Source organism: Deltaproteobacteria bacterium (genome assembly GCA_016183235.1).
GTDB lineage: Bacteria > UBA10199 > UBA10199 > DSSB01 > JACPFA01 > JACPFA01.
The window spans coordinates 1-16416 of sequence record JACPFA010000046.1; the positions used below are offsets into that span (position 1 = coordinate 1).

Sequence of the window (16416 nt, forward strand, 5' to 3'; positions counted from 1 at the left end):
TGTCACTTGATTCGCTTCAAAGAAGTAGGCATCCCGAATAATATCAAGCAGAGACCTTGCATTTTGGAGTTTAAGGCGCTGGCCTTTCGCCAAGAATCCCGCTTGGCGCAGGATGTTGGCAAACTTTGAAATGAAGCCGTAGCTTAGATCAGAAATTTTGGAAAATTCCTCAATGGTGGGGGTGGCTTCATGTTGGTTCAAAAGCAAGACAACCATCCAAAGACGCTCAGGGGTTTTCAACTCCTGAGTAAATAAACCTGGGTTTAGAAAAAACTGACCGCCATTCTTCTTGTTTTTTTCACGATTAGCCATAATTTTCACGATCGTGAAAATCCTATAATTTGGTGAAATTTTTGTAAAGGTTTAAATAATTCAAATAGTTAAACTTGGGAATTCGGACTCTAAACAGAGTAATAAGTCCCTGTTATTCCTCTGTTTCACTACCGTGAAATTGGGCCCTTTTCGTGAAAATGTTCACAATTAGGCTGATGTTCATGGGTCGTGAACATCGCCAGTTTTCACATAAAATCGCATGACGAAGGAACGTTAAATTCAATTGTTACAATGAGTTGCCTTTCCTCCGTCATATAATTCCTTCTTGCAAAATAAAAAACTCGCTTCACTAACTCTAGGGCTTGCGCCCTGAGCGAGCAAAGCGAGTCGAAGGGCTCCGGCTGCTGGATTCGAACCAGCGACCAAGTGATTACAGTTACCCCACAACTTTCGTTGCGGACTGGACTATCTCATCATCCTCTATAAAAATAGGATGGTGGGCGCTCGGGGGAAGATTATTCTTCTCGTCACTTCCTAGTCTCTGCACCTTCCTCCCACCTTTAATATTGGGAGGCTTGGCTCAGGATTCCCTTATTCTTTGGCGAGAACGTAGGGTTCCCTGAATTCACCCACTTTTTCAACTGCAGTTACCTGCAGAAGCTGCTTACCAGCATGGATTTCACGGTGACAATTTGCACAGAGCATCACACATTTATCCAATTCTCTCTGAACTCTCTCCCAGCTTCTGGAATGCCCATACTGGGAAATAGCAAAGTCCTTTTCACTTGGATCTAAATGGTGAAACTCAAGGGCCTCTGGACACTTGTTGTATCCACAAGAACGACAACAGCCACCTTTATAATCAATCGCCATTTCACGGATTTTCTTTCTCCGCTTGGCAACCGCTCTAATCATGTACTGACGTCGGTCCTGGTAAGACCCTGTCTCCCGTTTAGCCACCATGCCTCCTATTTACAGTCACCTACTCTACCGCTGAGCTAAGCCGGAGTGGTATAACTAAAACGTAAGTTTCAGGTTTATAGTATAGGGTTCCGAATAAAATCAATTAGAAATCGGCAAATAAAAAAGCCCTAGCCAGAAGGCATTTTCCCTTTTATAATGCGGAAAGAGTCTATTTAGGGGTACTTCAGTAGGGGAAATCCATGCAAATGATTAAATCAAACGCTCCGCGGTTAATTGCGTTTCTATTAATCTCTACCGCTATTGCACTTAATTTTTTACTGTAGTTGCGACTTGGCCTGATTAAACTGGCTAATCAATTCAGCGTAAGTCGTGGTAACGGGAAATTGTGGAAATTCGGCAATCACATTAGGGGGGGGGCGGAACAAAATGCCCCGATGTGCCTCCAACAACATTGCCGTATCGTTGTAAGAATCACCTGCTGCAATCACTTTAAAATTAAGCGCCTTTAAGGCCCGCACCGAGGCGCGTTTTTGATCGGGCATCCGAAGTTTGTAGTTAGCGATCTCGCCTTTCGCATTAATTTCTAATTGGTGACAAAACAAACAGGGGTAATCGAGTTGCTTCATCAACGGGGCAGCAAATTCATAAAAAGTGTCTGACAAAATAATGACTTGAAATTCACTTTTCAACCATTGTAAAAAATCTTTGGCGCCCTCTAATGGCTGCATGGTGGCAATCACCTGTTGGATATCTTTTAATTTTAAATTATTTTCTTTTAAAATCTTGAGCCGTTTTTTCATCAAAACATCGTAGTCGGGGATGTCTCGGGTGGTTAAAGCAAGCTCTTGAATACCCGTTTTTTTAGAAACGTTGATCCATATTTCTGGAGTCAAAACCCCTTCTAAATCTAAGCACGCCAGCATCAAGGCAACCCCTTATTTAAGCTACAACCACCACCCGGAGAACCACCACCTTGAATGGCCGTATTAACATCGCCAACCGGAGCCGTTGGGGTAGGGCTTGGTGATGACGGAGCGGTGACCGCCGGGTCGATCAAACACGCCGTCGAACAACCGTCTTGATTAGAGCCATTACCGTCATCACATTGCTCATTCATATCAACCACCCCATCACCACAAATTTCAAACTTAGAACAATCGGCCACACAGCCATCGCCACTGACGGTATTGCCATCGTCACAGGCCTCATCGATTGCCGTATCAACGTAACCATTGCCACAAGTTTCATCAGAAAGACAATCCCCCGAACACCCATCGGCAAAGGCCGTATTGCCATCGTCACACACTTCTGCAAAATTCACGATGGCATTGCCACAAACTTTAATTCTTTGTTGATAAAAATCAGCGCACAACATCGCTAGCCCTTGGATGTTATTAAAGCTGTCGGCCAGGCTATTCCCCGTGCTGGCTAAAACACAAAATGCCACTGTGCTGCCTTTGTTGGGGGCAAGGGTGCCCAAATTGGTAGAGAGCGTTACCTCAAAATCATCGACTTGCGTGGCTTGTGTAAGATCACCGATTTGATTCGTATCACCATTAAAATACTCTACCCGCGTAGCATCGGTGCCTTGCGCGATCATCGTAGGGATACCTTGAGCATCAACTAAATTAATTCTAAAATTGTCGAACAACCCTGCGGCTAGCGCAACCCCCACGGCTGTAAAATTTTGATCGCGAGGTGGGGCATCTTGCACATAAACCAGCTTGGTCGTGTTATCAAAGCCGGCTTGTTCATCAATCGACTTTTCATCTACATCAAAATCATTGGCCAAGGCCAATTTAACCGAGGTGTTAAAATTATTTTGATTGGTAATACGATATTCTAAAATAATAAAATCGTCGCCAGGTGAATCGCTTGAATAGGAATATTGCTGCACCAAAATGTTTTGATTGTTAGGGTGATAGCTTACCGGAGTGAGTGGGCTAATCGAACTTGCCCCCAAGTAATCAATCCCCGAATGCCCTAGCGGTGAACTGTCAAACAAATCGATCCCCGAACCATTAACGAAATCATCATCTCCCACCCCATCATCCACTCCTACTCCATCAAACAATAATAAGGTGCCACGGGCCGATTGATTCACCCCATTAAAATTTAAATAATAACTTAAACCAACGCCACCATGGCTGCCCCCATCATCATCCACAAATAACCATTGGCCGGTTTCACTGCCAAAGGGTTGAAATATCCCTTCGGCATGTAAAAAGCCGTTAAGCAAAATAAAAAATAATATGGGGAAAATAAGAAAAGATTTTTTTACCATGGCACCCTCGTTATGACAGACTTCTTGCAAAACCGTCATGAGCGGTTCAAGGGCAAGGCGCGGGGGTCCCAAAAAACCGGAGCGTATATTTATACGTGAGGATTTTTTGGGTACGCAACGCAGCCATTGAATCGCGCAATAGGTTTTGCAAGAAGTCTAATTACTTTTTTATAAAGAGGGTGATAGGTTTAGTCAAGAAACTAACGCCGCTTCCTAAAGGAAATTAGCCCTAAGATGCTGAATCCTAGTAAAGAGGCATAACCCAAAACAGAACCTAGGGGCAAAACCAACGCGGTTGACAAACTGCAAGAGCGGCCTTCAATGACTAAGGGGATAGAACTGGTCGCACTCGTTGCTGTTTGAGGTGGCGTAGGTTCGGCTGGAGTTGTTGGAGTTGGTGCGGGTGGTGTAGGGGTTACAGCCGGTGGTGTTGTTGGAGTAGGCGTGGGTGTAGTTGTAATCGTACCCGTCGGAGTCGGAGTTGGTATTGGAGTAGGCGTATAAGTCGGTGGATAAGATGGCGAAGGGCTCGCGCAAGCCGAAGTACAAAGGCTTTGAGCCTTGGCCGGCAAGGCGATCAATAAACCGCTAACAAAAGCCCCTACGATTAGCATGCTTCCCAAAATCTTCATTCTCTTCATAATCCAACCTTTCTTATTGATTCCTGTCCTTCTGGCGTAATAGCCCTAGTCACCCATATCATAAAAACGCAATAGGTTTCTCATGAACTTTTGGCAAAAACTCCCCCAACCCATCCTAGGCCTTGCCCCCATGGATGGCGTCACCGACGCGGCCTTCCGCTACATCACGGCAAAATACGGCAAACCCGACGTTATTTTTACGGAATTTGTCAGTATTGATGGTCTCGCCCATAGTGTCCCTCGTTTATTGCGCGATTTTCTTTATTCTGAAATCGAGCGGCCTATTGTGGCTCAAATCTATGGCAACGACCCTAAAATTTTTTATGAAATCGCGATCATGGTTTGCGAATTGGGTTTTGATGGCTTGGATATTAACATGGGGTGCCCAGCTAAATCAGTGGCTGCACGTGGTTGCGGGGCAGGCCTGATTCGCACCCCTGAGCTCGCTAAAACTATCATCCGAACCTGTAAGCAGGGAATCACCGATTGGGTTAACGGAAAAAGTTTGCGAACTTTAAGTTTTAAACCCAAGATGCTCGCCGCTTTAGACGAAATGAAATCTGGGCACCCTTTGCCAACTACCCGCAAAGCTATTCCTGTTTCTTTAAAAACTCGCATTGGTTACGATAAAGTGATTATCACCGATTGGGTGCAGCATTTGTTAGAGGCAGAACCAGTCGCCATCTCCATTCATGGTCGCACCCTCAAACAAATGTACCAAGGCCAAGCCGATTGGGAAGCCATTGCTCAAGCCGCCGAGATTATCAAAAAAACCTCAACGCTTGCACTGGGTAACGGCGATATCCAAACCCTAGATGAAGCCAAAAAACGCATCCTTGAAACCGGGGTGCATGGTGTATTGCTAGGGCGCTCGGTCATGGGCAACCCATGGATCTTTAACCGATCTAATCCAGAGCCAAACCCCCAAGCTATCTTTGAAGTTTTGTTAGACCATGCAAAATACTACGAACAAGTCAGAGGCAAAGATCGCTTTTTTGAAATGCGTAAACATATGGGATGGTATGCGAGAGGCTTTCCCTTTGCCAAAGAACTCCGCAGTCAATTATTCACCAGCAACACCTCCCAAGAGGTTGAGCAAATCGTGGCTAGCTTTTTATGAGAATCGTTTTAGCTTCTACCTCAGAAACGCGTCAAAAAATTCTTTCGTTACTCAATGTTCATTTTACAATAGCCGCACCCTTATTTGAAGAAGATAGCGAAAGCCACCTCTCGCCGCCTGAAGAAGCAAGTTTGTTTGCAAAACAAAAGGCCTTATCGCTGGCTGATCAATTTAAAAATGCCCTTATCTTAGCTTGCGATACTTTAGTTGATCTCAATCATCATAAGATTGGCAAACCCACTGACTTCAACCACGCTCGTGAAATACTAAAATCTCTGGCCGGGCAAACGCTACTCATTCACACCGGGCTTTATATTTTAGACACCAAAATAAACGAGGGCCTGGCTCATTTACAAACCACTCAAGTGACGATGAAAAATTATGATGATGCTACGTTAGAAGAATATCTGCAAAAGACCAACCCACTTGATAAAGCCGGCGCCTGCACTTTAGAAGGCCCAGGCGAAATGCTCATCGCCTCGGTGAAAGGCGACTTTTTATCGGCCATGGGCCTACCCCTGCAAAAGGTCGCTGAAATTCTAAAGCAAAAAAAGATCTCTTTTAATGCAGGGTTCCTTAACCACTACCCAACCTTGCATAACTTTTAAACCCTCTCAAATTGAGGAGAGGGGGTATTTTTTACCCTCTTTTGCCGAGCAAACATTTGGCCCGCAAAAAATTTTCTTAAGAAAGCCCGCTTATTCCCTAGGCTTATAGGTTTAGAAGTTAATCTAAAATCCAGGCATGTTTATTGCAGCCCCCTATTGTTGATGGGATTAGGTTTAAAAACAAATCAAGCAAATTGGTATCACTCCCTTAGGGCCGCAGGGGTGTTTTTGCTTATTTTTTCAATTGCTTGCCAAAGCGGAAACCAAACCCCCAATTCACCTAACGCTGCGGTTACCCCTCAACCCACAACCACTCCCATTGTTTCGCCATCGCCACCACCTTCTCCACCCGCCCCCGTACCTTTTTTTGATACTCTGTTAACTCCTGAACAACGGGGCGATCGCAGTGAAAAATATCGCCCGCTATTTACCAGCGATCGTTTACTCAACGCTGTCGTCTTTTTTCAAGAAGGCCCCTTTCCACAATGGGATGATGAATTAAAAACTAGCCTTTTGTTGATGCTCATTTTTTACGAAGAAAACAATGGGCAAGGCCTGCCGCCTTTTACTGGCAACTGTTCTCTCGAGGGCGGTGAAAACCCCTGTTACCACATGCGCGACTTGCCTCGCCCCCATCTTAATTTAATCCCTGAATTTTCACAGTATCTTCATCTCACTCAAATGGCCTGGCACCTTTATGTTGAAGCCAATCACCTGACCCCTTGGTCGATTTTAAATTATTCCCCTGAAAATCTTTCTATCCTTTTTGAAAATAGTTTTAGCCAACCAAGGTTAGGGGCACAATACTTCATGGCTAATTTCGACATTACCGAACAATACAAAATCACCCGCGGCAGCTTACGAGCCCCCAATGACAGTCACGAAGATCTTTTGGCACCCACCGCACTTCAAACCATCTTAAATTTGGGCCAATTTTTGGGCGAACGCCTCACTCATGTAAGGGGCACCAGCGATAATAACATGGGCCCACAATCACCCATTTGGCCCTATCGCACCCGTAACCAAGCAGGTGCTCTGTTATACGATGCCCAAGGCACCCCTATCCCCTTACCTAGGCACCCCACTCCCAAAGAAATTCTTATTTACTTTGACCCTCATCATGATCTTCGCTTTCACCCCGAAGCCACGGTGGGCCCTCCATATCATATTATTAATGGTTGCTGGGGTGGTTCGATGCTAACCAAGGCCCTGTTAAGTTCCATCAATCTTCCTGTAGAAGCGGTGGGTGATTTTTTTGGTTTCGGCGGTCATGCTGGTGTGATGTTTAAAGAAATTGAGGGCAACGACTATTCACTTATTCATGCTGATGATTTATATCTTTATGAATGGGCCTATGGGTTGATACGTTCGAACACCTTGTTAGACGGTGAAGAAAATTGGGGGATTGATGGCTTTTCACCCTTTCAAGAACTGATCCCAGGCTATGGCGTCTTTCAGACGAACCGTTCCGTCCAAGACTTTTTTAGGTTAACCCTCGAAGGCTTAGGGCTGAACCCCGATCAAATCAATCTTTTGCGTCAAGAATTATACCATGATTTTGGTGGGGCCCTTGATTATGATTTAAGAATTCTTGCCGTGCGCGCCATTGCCGCTCGCCCGCCCGTGCAACACCTTTATATGTATTGCTCCGAACAACCCTTTCTTGAACGCCGTCATTTGCCTTTAAATTTTTTAACCGATGCCGAGGTTGCTGCATATAACGTTGCCCTTAATTCCAATCTTCTTTTACGACGTTTCAGTATTTTCCCTAGAAACAATCCACGTTCATGTTTTGAACTCTTCTTTGACGCAATGAACGCCATCTACAAAAAGAAGACTGGCCTTGAGCTAAGGGGCGATGAAGACCATGATGGTTTTGAAAATTACCGCGATTGCAACATTTACCAAGCCGACCCTGAACCCTGCGAAGAGGCCTTCCGCCGTTCGATCGGCATTGTCGTGTCGGGGTAACTCAGGGATGGGGATGAACCATAGGCACTTGGCAACTTTTAGGTTGGTTCAAATAAAAATGACAAGCTAATAATAATTCTGTAAAGGCGATAGGGATTTCGGAGAATTGTTTGTAAAAAGCTTTAATAATCCCTTCGAATTGTTGTTGATATTTTGTTTCGCAAGTATAGCCAAAAAATTTGAGCAAGTTCATCGCCGCCACTGAATTTCCCGATGGCATGGCATTATCAAAACCTTCTTTTTTGCGAGTAATGAGATGAGGATCATTGGCACGAGAAAAAAAGTACCCCCCGTTTTTTTCATCTAAAAACAATTCGTCTTGTTTTTTTTGCAACGCAAGTGCCCAAGAAAACCATTGTTCATCGTGACTTGTGACATATAATTCTAGCAATCCAAAAATTAAAAACGCATAATCTTCTAACGTGCCTAAGTATTTAGCTTCACCATCACGCCAGCGCCGAAATAACTCGCTATCATGGATCCCGGCTCCGGGGCCGGGATGACGTTGAGTTTTAATAAATTGAGCGGCTTGAATAGCAGCTTGTAGGTATTTTTCTTCACCCAACACCCTTGCCCCCAAGGCCATGGCACTAATCATCAACCCATTCCACGAAGTTAAGATTTTATCATCGCGTAAAGGATGAACACGCTTTTCCCGCAGTTGAAATAATTTTGCTTGAGCCGATTTTAATTTTGGATCTGCTTTGATGGCCCAGTCAAACTCACTTTGTAAATTTAAAATATTTTCGCCTTCCCAGTTACCTTCTTTCGTCACTCCATAAACTTTTTTAAATAATGCAAATTCCTCTGCGGTTAACGCCGCTTGAATCTCTTGCTCACTCCAAACATAAAATTTACCCTCGACCCCTTCGCTATCGGCATCTTCAGCGCAATAAAATCCACCCTCGGGATGGTGAAGCTTTCGCAATACATAGTCCAAAGTTTCTTGGGCTATCTTGGCAAAATCTTTGGCTTGAGTTGCTTGATAGGCCTCAAGATAGGCTATGGCCAAGATCGCATTGTCATAGAGCATTTTTTCAAAGTGGGGCACTAACCAACGTTGATCGGTTGAATAACGAGCAAACCCTCCCCCTAAATGATCATAAATGCCACCACGAGCCATGCACTCCAGGGTTTTAGTCGCCATCTCTAAGGCATGGGGTTCTTTAAATTGCTGGTGGTAACGGAGTAAAAAATTGATTTTCATTCCGGTGGGGAATTTAGGGGCTAGGCTAAAGCCGCCAGAATGGGGATCGTAGGAACTTTTAAGTTGTTGAAAGCCTAAGTGGAGGCAATCGGCCATGGATCCCGGGGCTAAGCCCGGGATGACAGGGTTCGCAATGACATCTGTTTTTAAATGGCGTACCAACTCCCGCCCTGCCTGTTTAATCTCTGCTGGATTTTGCTGCCAGTTTTCGGCAATTTTTTGCAACACTCTTATAAAATTAGCCTTGGGGAAATAAGTCCCACCAAAGAAAGGGTATAGATCCGGCGTTAAAAAAACATTAAGCGGCCACCCACCCCGTTGCCCCATGGCATGAACGGCATCCATATAGATTTGATCCACATCGGGGAGTTCTTCTCGGTCAACTTTGATACAAACAAAATTTTCATTGAGTACTTTTGCCACTGCATGATCTTCAAAAGACTCATGTTCCATCACATGACACCAATGACAGGTAGCATAGCCAATACTTAAAAAAATCAGCCTGTTATGCTGTTTAGCCCCTTGCAAAGTAGCTTCATTCCACGCCCGCCAATCCACCGGATTGTGGGCATGTTGAAGCAAATAGGGGCTTTTTTCATGAATGAGTTCATTTCCCATTTTTAGTACCTACATTGTCTCTTAAGTGGAGGATACCCTCTTGTGCGGCCTTTGTTTCTATGGTCTTAACAATATAGCTGGTGGTGACAAGATTATGAAGAGACATTTATTATTTTGGTTAGGGGTTTTGGCATTATTAGCGGCATCTCCTGCCTATGCCAGGAACCTATTTGTCAGCAGTCATTCTGCTCCCAACATCCAGGTCTATTATTCTTACAGTTTTCCTTTGAGTTACAATATCCGTCGTGATTGGAGGTGGAGAAGACCACCTTCTCATGTTGATGTGCGCCACGGTTCGCATGTTCACCATTACTATAACTGCACCGATCCATCTCACTACCACGGCATTCAATACTTTTACCCCTCGTGGTACCCTTAATTCTTGAAATAAATTTGAATTTGAGTATAATGACTGCAAAAGATGGAGGAAACCACAACTTCATTCCTGCAAAGGTACTCTGCTCAACTCGTTGGTTTCCTATTGCCCGCCGCAAAAAGACTCAAAAAATTATTTTCGTTCCAATACGACGACACCCCCTTAAGCGATAAAATTTATCATCTGCATCGGCATTGGTTAAAAATTATTCACGATCATTATTTTCGAGTTGAACATTTTGGCCAATACGAAGAAGCCAAAAAAATCGCCAAAAAAGAACACATCATGGTTATTAGCCACCATGGCAATACCTTAGAGGCCGCTTTAATTGGTTATTTCTTTATCATTCACCAATTAGGCAAATTGCGAGTTTTAGTTTACAAAGAGGCCTTTCGGCTGCCTTTTATCCGTGAATTTTTTCGTAGTGGGCAATGCATTCCCATTTCGATTGAAGCCGGTTCACAAGCCCTTAAAGAAGGTCATATCATGGTATTCCCTGAAGGGATGGATTTCATCAAACGCTATGTGCAAAAAAATTATGTGATTAAATTTCACAAAGGGTTTTTAAACATCGCCCAAAAATATCTGCAAGATCACCAGCTTGATCACATTCATATTGTGCCGGTGGGGCATGATGGTATTGAAAATACTTTAAAATTTTGGGTGATCGATAATCCCACGATCGTAGAAAAATTTATCAAACCTATCTTTCATTATCCTTATTTTGTTTTTCCTAAACTTCCCCTTATTTTACCTCACAAAACCATAATGAAATGGGGCAAACCCCAAAAGGTTACTTTAGAAGACCTGCAAAATCCACGTCTCTTCACTCAAATGATGAATGACTTTCGTAGCCAAATTTTGGCACTACGGCGCATGGCTCACAAACTCAATCAGCTAAGGGATTTACCATTCCGGGCAAGGCCGGAATTTACCTGACAAGGCTAAGGGGTCACCCATTAGCCCCTGCGGTCAAGAGAAAAAAGGGTTCCCTTAGGATTTTTTCATCAATCCTTTTGAAGTAATCATCTGATAAGATGAAGGCCAAGGGGTCAAGTCTTGACAGTGGACAGGTTAAGCCAATAAAAAAACCTGTCCACTGTCAAGACTTGACCCCTATTTTTGCTATTTTTTCTCTTGACCGCAGGGGCTAATGGGTGACCCCTATTTACTGATGGGTGACCCCTATTCTATTCTAGTTCTCATCTGCTGTAGAGTTTGCACATAAGGTGGGCATTTAAAAATCCCTGACCCAGTCACAAAAATATCGGCCCCTGCGGCATGGGCCTCTGCTAGGGTTGAGAGATTAATCCCCCCATCGACCTCAATTTCGAAAGCCAGTTTGTTTTGGCGACGCAGTTTCACCAACTCCTGAACTTTCACCAAACCTGAACGAATAAACTCTTGCCCACCAAAACCAGGGTTCACGGTCATGACCAAGACATAATCCACCAAATCCAAAACAGTTAAAAGAGTTTTAACCGGTGTCGCTGGGTTGATCACAGCACCCGCTTTAACCCCAAGTTTTTTAATTTGTTTAAGAACCACGGCCAAATCACCACAGGCCTCCTGATGCACTGAAACCATATCGGAGCCGGCTTGAATAAATGCTTCAACATATTTTTCGGGATGTTCAATCATCAGGTGCGTATCTAAAGGGAGCTTGGTTACCCGGCGAACGGCGGCAACCATGATTGGCCCCATGGTGATATTGGGAACAAAGTGGCCATCCATGACATCAAGGTGCAATAAGTCGGCACCGGCCAACTCAACGGCCTTGACCTCTTCACCCAAGCGGCTAAAATCAGCTGACAAAATGGAAGGTGCTATTTTTTTCATGACAATATCCGCGCGCAAATTCTTCCCCACTCATTTCTCTTTTCCCTTCTGGAAGAATCTTTTCTATTTTTAAAAACCCTGGGTTACAAGCTACCCACAAACCTTGATTTTTGACCCACTTCAAAACACCTGGTGCAATGGAACCCAGGTTTCTATCTTGGCATAAAGTGACTTGATTCAAAATCACTTTCTTATTTTTAAAAAAACTAAAGGCCCCGGGCCAAGGAAACATGGCCCTCACTAAATGATAGATCTTTCGACAATCTTGTTGCCAATTAATTTTGCCATCTTCTTTTTTAATTTTAGGGGCGTAGGTTATGTGGTTTTCATCTTGAGCCTTAAACACAAGGGTCTTTGCCAACAATCCAGCTAAGGTTTTTAGTAAAATTTCTGGGGCCAGTGTCGCTAAACGTAGCGATAAACTTTGGGTGGTGTCTTCTGGTAAAATCGAAAGCGATTTTTGCAACAAAATGGGGCCTGAATCAACTGGGCCTTCTTGAATGAACATGGTCGAAACACCCGTCTCAGCATCACCATTAAGAATAGCCTGAGCAACACAAGCGGCACCTCGCCAACGGGGCAACAAAGAAAAGTGAACATTAATACAACCAAGCTCTGGCATTCGAATCACCTCATTGGGGAGCCTATGCCCATAAGCCACCACCACGATCACATCAGGTTTTAATTGTTGCAGGTGGCTAAGACAGGTTTGATCAACTTTAGAAGGTTGGAATACCGGCAAACCTAATTCAATGGCCTTGATTTTAACCGCCGGGCTATCGATTTTTTGCCCGCGGCCCTGGGGTTTGTCAGGCTGGCACCACACCTCTAAAATAGGAAAATTCATGCGATGCAAGGCCTCTAAACAAGGCACTGCAATTTCGGGTGAACCAAGATAAACAATTTTGGGTTGATTCATCTTACGATTGGGCCTTGAAAACCCTTTCCCTCTTTTTTGAGCTGCTTCACGTATAAATCTCGCTTCAATGGGCTTAAAGCATCTACGATCAATTTGCCATCCATGTGATCGATTTCATGTTGAAAGGCCACGGCCAATAAATCTTCACCCGCTAATTGCTGCTCTTTACCTTCAAGGTCCCAATATTTCAAAATAACTTTTTTCTTTCGTTTCATAGGAACAATGAGTTCAGGACACGACAAACAACCTTCTTCCCAAATAACTTCCCCTTCACTTTTCATAATTTCGGGATTGATAATCACGTGTGGTTCTCGCGCTTTTAATTTGCCATCTTCATTCTGACGATAGGCCACATCAAGCACCATAAATCGCTTAAGCACCCCCACTTGCACCGCCGCCAAACCCACGCCCGGCGCCGTATACATGGTCTCGAACATATCATCCACTAATTTACGGAAATTGGCATCAACCTCCGTGAACTTTACCTGCTCCGAACGAGTCCGCAATCTTTTATCGCCTAAAATTAAAATAGGGAGAATCATAAATATTCTCTATCATGGCAGGATTAAAAAATAAACTCCTTCTCCTATACGAACGAAAGTTCAAAAATCATTCTCTGTTGTCCGAAAATGAATCTCCTCCCTTATCTATCTCTATTAGTTTTGAGGAGATAGCCCTGGCACAGTACTTGCTAATCAATTCCTATTGAACTCTAAAATAACCTTGAAAAAGATATAAATTAAGTATATATTAAGTATGAATTTTGAGTGGGATCCTATCAAAAACAGTCAAAACCAAAAGAAACACGGTGTTTCTTTCGAGGAAGCAAGTTTAATTTGGGAAGGTGTCCATTTAGAAGTCAAAAACATCGCCTATTCGACAGAAGAGGAAATAAGACACGCAACCATGGGATGGATAAGAGAAATCATCTACGTTGCTATTTGGACAAAACGAGGCAATAAAATTCGCCTAATCTCAGTACGGAGGGCAAGTAAAAATGAAGAAAAAGTCTTTTTCAAAAAAATTCAAGACGACCCAGGCAATGGATGAGGCCTTAGAGGCGACTGATTTATCTCATGAATTTTCAACTAGAGGGGTATTGAAAAAACCATTGATCAAAAAGATTAATCTAGATTTACCGGCGGAAATCATCCAACAAATCGACTCTATTGCCCAAAAGGTTGGTGTCTCTAGGCAACCCTTACTAAAAATTTGGATCCACGAGCGCCTAAAAACAGAAATCTCCAAATAGACCTCTTGCAGGACCGTAGCGAGCGACCCAAGGACAAGGCGGGGCGGGGCCCCAAAACCGCAGCGTATATGAAAATACGTGAGGATTTTGGGGTGACCCAACGAAGTCATTGGGTCGCGCAGTAGGTTATGCAAGAGGTCTAATGAATTTTCTCACAGGGTGTTTAGTGGATCCACATCAACTGCCATCTGCACCCCTGATGGTAAGCGCCCTTCAAATTCAATAAGCCAATTCATTAATTTAGAATGTACGGCTTGCCAATGGTGTAGTTTAAGCATTAACTGCCATCGATATTTATTGCGCAATCGCTCAATGATGCATGCTGCAGGGCCAAGCAGGTTAACTTGATCAGATGGTTTCAAAAAATTTTCGATTTCTAAACGCGCTTTTTTGGAAACTTCGCAGGCTTTCTCGCGTTGGTTTGAGCTAAAGCGTAGTAAAACAATTTTACTAAACGGCGGGTAAAACAATTCTTGTCGATAAACTTTTTCATTCTCGTAAAAATGATCGGGGTCTTGTTTAACTGCATATTGAATGCTGGAATGCTCGGGGTTGAAAGTTTGAATCATCACCCGACCTGGCAAATGATGTCTGCCTGCGCGACCGGCCACTTGAGTTAGCATCTGAAAAGTACGTTCGTGGGCACGAAAATCACCCATGTTGATTGACTGATCTGCCAACAGAACCCCTACTAAAGTAAGATAGGGGAAGTCGTGGCCTTTGATGACCAATTGAGTACCCACCAATACATCGATTTTTCGATTTAAAAAATCAGCGAGGATTTTTTGGCCTTGGCCCTTTTTTCCCATGGTGTCACGATCGAGTCTCGCAACCCGAGCGTTGGGAAAGAGCTCGGTTAAGCGATCTTCAATACGTTGAGTGCCGCTACCTATAAGCAGCAGTTCTGTTTTTCCACATTGCGGACAGACCTCGGGGCGTGGGTAGCTTAACTCACAATAATGACATTTTAAAGTTTGCCCACGGTGATAAACCAAACTCACATCACAATTGGGGCAATGAACCGCAAACCCACAGTGGGCGCATAATAAAAAGTTGGCAAACCCGCGCCGATTAATAAATAAAATGGCCTGCTCATCGCGCGATAAACAAACTTTTAATTGTTCGATTAAGGGCGCGCTTAAAAAGCTATCTTGATCCCACGATACCTTGGTCAAATCGACAATCTCCACTTGGGGCAAAACCCCCCTCGTGGCACGAGTGTTAAGTCGTTGAATTTTGTATTTCCCTTTTTCCACATTATAAAGAGTTTCAACCGCAGGCGTTGCCGAACCCAACACAATAGGAATTTTTTCTAAATGGGCGCGCATCACCGCCACATCCCGCCCCTGATAACGAAACCGTTCTTCTTGTTTGTAGCTTGCATCTTGTTCTTCATCGACTACGATCAACCCTAAATTTTGAAAAGGTAGAAAGACCGCTGAACGAGTCCCCACAACAACTGCTGGGTTCCCTTGATAAACTTGCCACCATATTTTCAAGCGCTGAGCGTCGCTAAGGTTAGAGTGATAAGGTACAATAGGATTGCCCAACATTTCGCAGAATCGCCCGATGGCCTGCGGGGTTAACGCAATCTCGGGTACTAAAATTAAAGCCGATTTTTTTTGGGCAAGACAATGTTTTGCCAAATGCAAATAGACTTCGGTTTTTCCGCTTCCCGTAATCCCTTGTAATAAAACCGGATAAAATTGATGAAAGTGTTTAGAAATTTCAGCAAAGGCTTGTTGCTGATCTTTGTTGAGTTGAATCTCGATGGATTTTTCAAAACCAGGCTCAAACTCAATAACGCGGGAACGAGCGCCCTTACTCAACTTACCCTGAATAAGGCTTGAGGGTAGAGCGGATTTAAAAACTTCTCCGGCCGGAGTTAAATAATAGTGACTGGCCCATTTCAAAAGACGATGCAGCCCTGGAGGCAAAACTAATTCTTGAAAATTGCTTTGAATATTTTTGATTTCAAAATCACCCACTGGCGCGTGGGATAAAATTTCTTCTACCCAACCAATCGAAGATTTTCGGCCAAAACTCACCTGCACGATAGACCCTGCCTGAATCTTGGGAGCATCGGCTGAACTGATCCCATAATGGAAACGTTTAAATTTGGGGATAGGTAAAGCCACGCTGGCAAAACTTTGATGATTTTTCATGAAAAATTTTTCCCTTGCTAAAAGGCGCAATTCATTCATATCCCTGCGCCGTCGGATGAGTCAAATCTTTAACCATTTGTTTTTAAAAAGTTTTTTTAACGAATTTTATTACGCATTGCGTTATGAGATTGATCATTACCTCGTTTCAAAAATTAAGCTCTAAATAAAAACAACTTAAGACCAAGACCCCCGATAAAAAAAGAGGGGATACGCATTAAA

At 43.7% G+C, this 16416-nt stretch carries 17 protein-coding genes; 7 read left to right on the forward strand and 10 right to left on the reverse strand.

From position 1 onward, the window contains the following. The 5 genes from HYU97_11520 to HYU97_11540 all read right to left on the reverse strand — a co-directional run. On the reverse strand, positions 1-312 hold a 312-nt coding region (locus HYU97_11520), incomplete at its 3' end, for a hypothetical protein (GenBank protein ID MBI2337377.1). Between the two features lie 552 nt (positions 313-864). Next, positions 865-1188: a hypothetical protein gene (locus tag HYU97_11525; GenBank protein ID MBI2337378.1), complete on the reverse strand. Its 324-nt coding sequence runs from the start codon at positions 1186-1188 to the stop codon at positions 865-867. 323 nt (positions 1189-1511) lie between these two features. Continuing rightward, the gene (thrH, locus tag HYU97_11530; protein ID MBI2337379.1) at positions 1512-2120 is read right to left on the reverse strand and encodes a bifunctional phosphoserine phosphatase/homoserine phosphotransferase ThrH; all 609 of its coding nucleotides are present in this window, start codon (positions 2118-2120) and stop codon (positions 1512-1514) included. Next, positions 2120-2797, reverse strand: a complete 678-nt coding sequence (locus HYU97_11535) for a DUF4215 domain-containing protein (GenBank protein MBI2337380.1) — start codon at positions 2795-2797, stop codon at positions 2120-2122. The genes thrH and HYU97_11535 overlap by 1 nt, the downstream gene beginning before the upstream one ends. Positions 2798-3681: 884 nt before the next feature. Next, complete coding sequence (locus tag HYU97_11540; protein MBI2337381.1) at positions 3682-4122, reverse strand: hypothetical protein; 441 nt, start codon at positions 4120-4122, stop codon at positions 3682-3684. 82 nt (positions 4123-4204) lie between these two features. On the opposite strand from HYU97_11540, the gene HYU97_11545 reads away from it, so the two are divergent. The 3 genes from HYU97_11545 to HYU97_11555 all read left to right on the forward strand — a co-directional run bounded on the left by HYU97_11545 (position 4205) and on the right by HYU97_11555 (position 7821). Continuing rightward, a complete protein-coding gene (locus tag HYU97_11545) occupies positions 4205-5242 on the forward strand; it encodes a tRNA-dihydrouridine synthase (protein ID MBI2337382.1) in 1038 nt (345 codons plus the stop codon). Then, the gene (gene maf, locus HYU97_11550; protein ID MBI2337383.1) at positions 5239-5850 is read left to right on the forward strand and encodes a septum formation protein Maf; all 612 of its coding nucleotides are present in this window, start codon (positions 5239-5241) and stop codon (positions 5848-5850) included. Before HYU97_11545 ends, maf begins: the two co-directional genes overlap by 4 nt. Positions 5851-6078: 228 nt before the next feature. Continuing rightward, a complete protein-coding gene (locus HYU97_11555; protein ID MBI2337384.1) occupies positions 6079-7821 on the forward strand; it encodes a hypothetical protein in 1743 nt (580 codons plus the stop codon). A gap of 1 nt (position 7822) precedes the next feature. On the opposite strand, the gene HYU97_11560 is transcribed toward HYU97_11555, so the two are convergent. After that, entirely contained in the window at positions 7823-9646 is a 1824-nt protein-coding gene (locus HYU97_11560) for a thioredoxin domain-containing protein (GenBank protein ID MBI2337385.1), read from the reverse strand. Positions 9647-9740: 94 nt separating this feature from the next. On the opposite strand from HYU97_11560, the gene HYU97_11565 reads away from it, so the two are divergent. After that, on the forward strand, positions 9741-10025 hold the full coding sequence (locus HYU97_11565; GenBank protein ID MBI2337386.1) for a hypothetical protein: 285 nt from the start codon (positions 9741-9743) through the stop codon (positions 10023-10025). A gap of 42 nt (positions 10026-10067) precedes the next feature. Then, complete coding sequence (locus HYU97_11570; GenBank protein ID MBI2337387.1) at positions 10068-10961, forward strand: 1-acyl-sn-glycerol-3-phosphate acyltransferase; 894 nt, start codon at positions 10068-10070, stop codon at positions 10959-10961. Between the two features lie 246 nt (positions 10962-11207). Here HYU97_11570 and HYU97_11575 read toward each other — a convergent pair whose 3' ends face one another. The 3 genes from HYU97_11575 to def are packed head-to-tail and all read right to left on the reverse strand — an operon-like array spanning position 11208 to position 13322. Then, the gene (locus tag HYU97_11575; protein MBI2337388.1) at positions 11208-11861 is read right to left on the reverse strand and encodes a ribulose-phosphate 3-epimerase; all 654 of its coding nucleotides are present in this window, start codon (positions 11859-11861) and stop codon (positions 11208-11210) included. Next, positions 11827-12780, reverse strand: coding sequence for a methionyl-tRNA formyltransferase (locus HYU97_11580; protein MBI2337389.1), 954 nt, complete (start codon positions 12778-12780; stop codon positions 11827-11829). Before HYU97_11580 ends, HYU97_11575 begins: the two co-directional genes overlap by 35 nt. Beyond that, a complete protein-coding gene (gene def / locus HYU97_11585) occupies positions 12777-13322 on the reverse strand; it encodes a peptide deformylase (protein ID MBI2337390.1) in 546 nt (181 codons plus the stop codon). Before def ends, HYU97_11580 begins: the two co-directional genes overlap by 4 nt. Before the next feature lie 214 nt (positions 13323-13536). Between def and HYU97_11590 the strand changes: the two genes are divergently transcribed. Together HYU97_11590 and HYU97_11595 are read left to right on the forward strand one after the other, a co-directional pair. Continuing rightward, positions 13537-13830, forward strand: coding sequence for a BrnT family toxin (locus HYU97_11590; protein ID MBI2337391.1), 294 nt, complete (start codon positions 13537-13539; stop codon positions 13828-13830). Further along, the gene (locus tag HYU97_11595) at positions 13823-14032 is read left to right on the forward strand and encodes a hypothetical protein (protein ID MBI2337392.1); all 210 of its coding nucleotides are present in this window, start codon (positions 13823-13825) and stop codon (positions 14030-14032) included. Before HYU97_11590 ends, HYU97_11595 begins: the two co-directional genes overlap by 8 nt. 152 nt (positions 14033-14184) lie before the next feature. Here the strand turns inward: HYU97_11595 and priA are convergent, their stop codons facing one another. Continuing rightward, entirely contained in the window at positions 14185-16236 is a 2052-nt protein-coding gene (priA, locus tag HYU97_11600) for a primosomal protein N' (protein ID MBI2337393.1), read from the reverse strand. Positions 16237-16416 lie beyond the last annotated feature (180 nt).